The organism is Cellulomonas hominis (assembly GCF_005239125.1).
Classification (GTDB): Bacteria; Actinomycetota; Actinomycetes; order Actinomycetales; family Cellulomonadaceae; genus Cellulomonas; species Cellulomonas hominis_A.
Window position 1 is genome coordinate 1 of the sequence record NZ_SZYE01000219.1, and the last position, 5544, is coordinate 5544.

A 5544-nucleotide genomic window follows, 5' to 3' on the forward strand; every position below is an offset into this window, starting at 1 on the left:
CGACCGGACCTGGCGGTGGGCCGGCGCCGCCGCCTGGTCGCTGGCCGCGGGGCTGGTCGCCGAGGTCGCCGTCGCGGGGGCCGGCGGGCCGGGCGGGGCGGCCTTCACCGTCGGCGCCGTGCTGGCGTCCGCCGCGCTGTACCACGGGCTCGTGCACTGGAACCGGGTCCGCACCGAGCTGTCCGACCCCGGTGACTGGCTGAACGGCGTCAGCGCCGGCGCCGCCGTGCTCGCGCTCGGCGACCTCGTCGTCCGTGCCGAACCGGGCAGCGCGGCGTGGTGGGCCCTCCAGCCGGGCCTGGTCCGGGTGGCCGGGCTGGTGGTGGCGCTCGGCACCACGGGCACCGTGCTGGCGATCGCCGGCCTGCGGCGCGACGTCCGTGCGTGGGCGCTCGCGGCCGGCCTGGCCGTCGTCACCGGTGCCGAGCTGGCCGCCCTGCTCGCCGGACCGGCCACCGCCGCGCCGGGCCCGGGGGTGGTCGCGGCGTGGGCCGGGCTGGTGCTGCTGATCGCCGTGCTGCGGGTCGGGCACGGCCGCGCCCTGCCGCCCCGGGAGGCGGCGTCCCAGGACACGACGCTCGGGTCGCTGGTGGTGATGGGCGCCGGGGTGGGGATCCTGGTCGTCTCCGCGCTCGTGCCCGGCGACCGGCCGGCGTCGTCCGTGCTCGCGGCCGTGGCCGCGGTGGGCGGCGGGGCGCGGGTGCTGCGGCTCGTGACGGAGCTCGCGCAGCTCGCGACGGTGCGGCAGGAGGCGCGCACCGACTCGCTGACGGGGGTCGCCAACCGGCGGGCGCTGCTCGAGCAGCTCGGGGCGGTGGCGTCGGGCCCCCGCGGCGCGCTGCTCGTGATCGACCTCGACCGGTTCAAGGAGGTCAACGACCGGTTCGGGCACGCGGTCGGGGACGGGGTGATCCGGTCGGCCGCGGCCCGGCTCGCCGGCGCGGTCGGCGGGCGGGGCGTCGTGGCGCGGCTCGGAGGGGACGAGTTCGCCGTCGCGCTGCCCGACGCGGACGCGGACACCGCCGTCGAGCTGGCACGCGTCGTGCGGCGCGCGCTGACCCGCGCGATCGGGGTCGAGGGCCGGGTGGTCCGGCTCGAGGCCAGTATCGGGGTGGCGACGACCGCGATCGGCGCCCGAGGGGCCGCGGGTCTGCTGCGCTGCGCGGACGCGGCGATGTACGACGCGAAGCAGGCCGGCGGCGGCGTGCGGCTCTACGACCGCGACTCCGACGCGCGGGCGCGCGAGGAGCGCCGGCTGGTGGACGAGCTGCGACGCGCCCTGGACGACGACCGGCACGCGCGGCACGGGCGGATCACCGTGCACCTCCAGCCGCAGGTCGACCTGGCGGACGGCCGGGTCGTGGCCGCGGAGGCGCTCGTGCGGTGGGAGCACCCGGAGCGGGGCGTGCTGGCCCCCGCCGTCTTCCTCGCGCTCGCCGAGGAGCACGGGCTCATGGGCCGGCTGACCCGGCAGGTGCTCGACCAGGCGACCCGGGCCGCCGCGGGCTGGGGGTCCCCGGACGGGCGGGCCGTGCGCGTCGCGGTGAACCTGTCGACGTCCTGCCTCGACGAGCCCGGTCTGCTCGAGGTGGTCGACGGCGCCCTGGCGCGCGCGGGCCTCCCGGCGGACCGGCTGGTGCTCGAGATCACCGAGACCGCGCTGATGCACGACCCGGTGCGGGCCGTCGAGGTGACGCACCGGCTGGCGGAGCGGGGGATCGGCCTCAGCATCGACGACTACGGCACGGGGTACTCCTCGCTCGCGTACCTGAACGACCTGCCCGCCGAGGAGCTCAAGCTCGACCGCTCGTTCACGGCGCGGGCGCTCGCGGACCCGCGGACGCGGGCGATCGTGGCCGGCACGGTCGAGCTCGCCCACCACCTCGGGCTGCGGCTCGTGGCGGAGGGCGTCGAGGACCACGACACGGAGGCGCTGCTGCGGGGGCTGGGCTGCGACCGGGCCCAGGGCTACCTGCACGCCCGGCCCATGCCCGTCGACGCGTTCGCGGCGTGGCTGGTCGAGCGCCGCGCGGCGCGTCCCGAGCCCGCGCCCCTGGTGCTCGACGGGACCGCCTGACCGCTCCGCCCGCCGTCCGGGGGTCGCGCGGTTCGCTACCGGGTGGTAGGCGTGCCGAGGTTCACAGGTGGGACGGGAGCGCCCGGAGCCGCGGAGGTTCTAGAATCTCTCCTCGTGAGCACCCAGGACGCGACGCCGAGCGGCGACGAGAACGCCGCCGACCCCACTCTCGACCTCGAGATCCCGCAGGCCCGCGCGGCCGAGCAGGTGCCCGAGGCGGCCGGGAGGCCGGCCCGGCGCGCCGTCGTGGCGGAGGACGAGGCCCTCATCCGGATGGACGTCGTCGAGACGCTCCGCGAGGCGGGCTTCGACGTCGTCGGCGAGGCCGGCGACGGCGAGCGGGCCGTGGCCCTCGCCACCGAGCTCAAGCCGGACGTCGTCGTCATGGACGTCAAGATGCCGGTGCTCGACGGCATCTCCGCGGCCGAGCGCATCGCGAAGGCGCACCTCGCGCCCGTCGTGCTGCTCACCGCGTTCTCGCAGACCGAGCTCGTCGAGCGGGCCCGCGACGCCGGCGCGATGGCCTACGTCGTCAAGCCGTTCAGCCCGGCGGACCTGCTGCCCGCGGTGGAGATCGCCATCTCCCGCTACGCGCAGATCACCGCGCTCGAGTCCGAGGTCGCCGACCTCGCCGAGCGGTTCGAGACCCGCAAGCGCGTCGACCGCGCCAAGGGCCTGCTCATGACCAAGATGGGCCTGACGGAGCCGGAGTCGTTCCGCTGGATCCAGAAGACCTCGATGGACCGCCGCCTGACCATGCGCGAGGTCGCGGACGCGGTCATCGACCAGGTGGGCAGCGCCTCCTGACCCGCTCGTCCTGAGTCTCCGCGAGGCCCGGTCCACCCCACGGTGGGCCGGGCCTCGTGCTGCCCCGGGGACGGCCCGCCCGCCCGCGCGATCACGCGGGAACGTCACGATCCGGCAACGACCCCGGGTGTGACATGCACGACACACCGGCGACACACGGGGCGCATACCTTCGCGCCCAGCCGGTGGTCGGGCAGGGCCGCCGCACCCGGCCGGGGCACCCGGCCGGTCGTCCTCATCGACAGGGGTACCACGCATGACTCGTAGGACACATGCCGTCCAGGCGGCCGCCCTCGCCGGTGCCGTCGCCCTCGTGCTGACCGCGTGCGGCGGCGGCGACGACGAGGCCGGTGGCGAGGAGTCCGGTGGCGGCGACGGCGGGTCCGCCGGCCCGCTCATCGTCGGCACCCTGCTGCCGCAGACCGGGACGCTGGCCTACCTCGGCCCGCCCGAGGTCGCCGGCGTCGACCTCGCGGTCCAGGAGATCAACGAGGCCGGCGGCGTGCTGGGTTCGGACGTCGAGGTCGTGCACGCGGACTCCTCCGACGCCGACCACGCCGAGGTCGCCACCCAGTCGGTCACCGACCTCATCTCGCAGGACGTCCAGGTCATCGTCGGCGCCGCGTCCTCGTCCGTGACGCTCAACGTCATCGACGACATCACCGGGGCCGAGATCGTGCAGATCTCCCCGGCGAACACCGCGACCTCGCTGTCGGGCTACTCCGACTTCTACTTCCGCACCGCCCCGCCGGACACCGTGCAGGGCGCGGCGCTCGGCAACCTCATCACCGGCGACGGGCACTCGAACATCGGCGTCCTGGTGTTCAACGACGACTACGGCACCTCGCTGCGCGACGTCGTCAAGTCCACCGTCGAGGCGGCGGGTGCCACGGTCGTCTACGGCAACGAGGGCGAGGAGTTCGACCCGGCCGCGAGCAGCTTCGCGACCGACGTCACCGCGCTCATGGCGACCAGCCCCGACGCCGTCGTGGTCCTCGCCTTCGAGCAGACCAAGCAGATCATCCCCGAGCTCGTCGCCGCCGGCGTCGACCCGTCGACGATCTACATGGTCGACGGCAACACCGCCGACTACTCCGCCGACTTCGACCCGGGCACCCTGGAGGGCGCGCAGGGCACGATCCCCGGCGCCTTCCCGAGCGACGAGTTCCAGGAGCGGCTGAAGAGCGTCGACCCGGCGCTCACCGACTACGCGTACGGCCCCGAGTCGTACGACGCGACGGTCCTGGCGGCCCTCGCGGCGGTCAAGGGCGGCGGCACCGACGGCCCGACGATCCAGGCCAACCTGGCCGCGGTCTCCGGCGCTGACGGCGGCGAGGAGTGCACCACGTTCGCCGACTGCGTCGAGCTGCTCGACGGCGGGGAGGACATCCAGTACGTCGGCCAGGCCGGCATCGGCCCGTTCAACGAGGACAACGACCCGTCGTCCGCGTTCATCGGGGTGTACAAGTACGGCGCCGACAACAAGAACGTCTGGGTGAAGGCGGTCGAGGGCGCGGTCGAGGAGTGACCACGACCTGACGGAGCGGGTGGCCGGGGCAGGGGACCGGCCGCCCGGAGGTGGGGGCCCGGGACGCGTGCGGCGTCCCGGGCCCTCCGCCGTCCCGCCCCGGTCGCCCCCGGTGGGGGAGGGCGGTGTCGGTGGTCGGGCGTAGCGTCCGGGCATGGACTACCGACTGGAGCTCGTGCAGGTGCCCGTCTCCGACGTGGACCGGGCCAAGGACTTCTACACGCAGCGCGCCGGGTTCGTGCTCGACCACGACCACGAGGTCGGGGGCGGCATCCGGTTCGTGCAGCTCACGCCGCCCGGCTCGGGGGCGTCGATCGCGATCGGCACCGGGTTGACGACGATGCCGCCCGGTTCCGTCGAGGGGCTGCAGCTCGTGGTGGCGGACATCGAGGCCGCGCGGGACGACCTGACCGGCCGCGGGCTCGACGTGGGGGAGGTGCAGGACTTCCCCTGGGGGCGGTTCCTGTTCTTCGCCGACCCCGACGGGAACCGCTGGTCGGTGCAGCAGGTCGTGTACCCCTCCGCCGGCTGACGCGACCCGGGGCTTCCCGGGAGGCGGGGGCCGACCTACCGTGGTCGGCATGTGCCGGAACATCACCACGCTGCGGGGCCTCGAGCCCGCCGCGACCGACGAGGAGATCGTGGCCGCGGCCCGCCAGTTCGTCCGCAAGGTCACCGGCGTGCAGTCGGTGACCACGGCGACGGCCGAGCCGCTCGACCGCGCGGTCGAGGAGATCGCCGCCATCGTGACGCGGCTGCTCGACGAGCTGCCCGAGCGCCGGCGCCCGCCGGCCACCGTGCCGCCGCTGCGCCGCCCCGAGGTCCGCGCGCGCCTGGGCATGCCCCCGTTCGACGGCGACGAGGCGGACGGGGCGCACGACGGCGAGCACGCGCACCCGCACGACGGCGAGCACGCGCACCCGCACGACCACGTGCACGCCTGACGCCGCCCGCGAGCTCGCCCGCAGCGGAACGCGCCCGCCCCGGCTGCGCGCCGAGGGGGTATCGGACACGTCGAGGGGGTAGTCGCCGACTACCCCCTCGACGTGTCGGCTACCCCCTCGCGGTGGGGCCGGCCGCCGGCCCGCCCGCCGCGGTGCCCGGCCCGCCCGCGGCCGTGTCCGGGGGCGCCG

Annotated in this window: 5 protein-coding genes; all 5 read left to right on the plus strand. The window is 75.8% G+C overall.

The features are described from left to right. Window positions 1-2077: putative bifunctional diguanylate cyclase/phosphodiesterase (locus tag FA014_RS17440; RefSeq protein WP_154730904.1), on the plus strand; the 2077-nt coding region annotated here is incomplete at its 5' end. A gap of 180 nt (window positions 2078-2257) precedes the next feature. After that, on the plus strand, window positions 2258-2884 hold the full coding sequence (locus tag FA014_RS17445) for an ANTAR domain-containing response regulator (RefSeq protein WP_230323338.1): 627 nt from the start codon (window positions 2258-2260) through the stop codon (window positions 2882-2884). A gap of 255 nt (window positions 2885-3139) precedes the next feature. Further along, window positions 3140-4411, plus strand: coding sequence for an ABC transporter substrate-binding protein (locus tag FA014_RS17450; RefSeq protein ID WP_154730906.1), 1272 nt, complete (start codon window positions 3140-3142; stop codon window positions 4409-4411). Window positions 4412-4565: 154 nt separating this feature from the next. Then, a complete protein-coding gene (locus FA014_RS17455) occupies window positions 4566-4943 on the plus strand; it encodes a VOC family protein (protein WP_154730907.1) in 378 nt (125 codons plus the stop codon). Window positions 4944-4992: 49 nt separating this feature from the next. Continuing rightward, window positions 4993-5355 (plus strand): DUF2277 domain-containing protein, encoded by a 363-nt coding sequence (locus tag FA014_RS17460; protein ID WP_154730908.1) that lies wholly within the window; start codon window positions 4993-4995, stop codon window positions 5353-5355. Window positions 5356-5544: the final 189 nt, after the last annotated feature.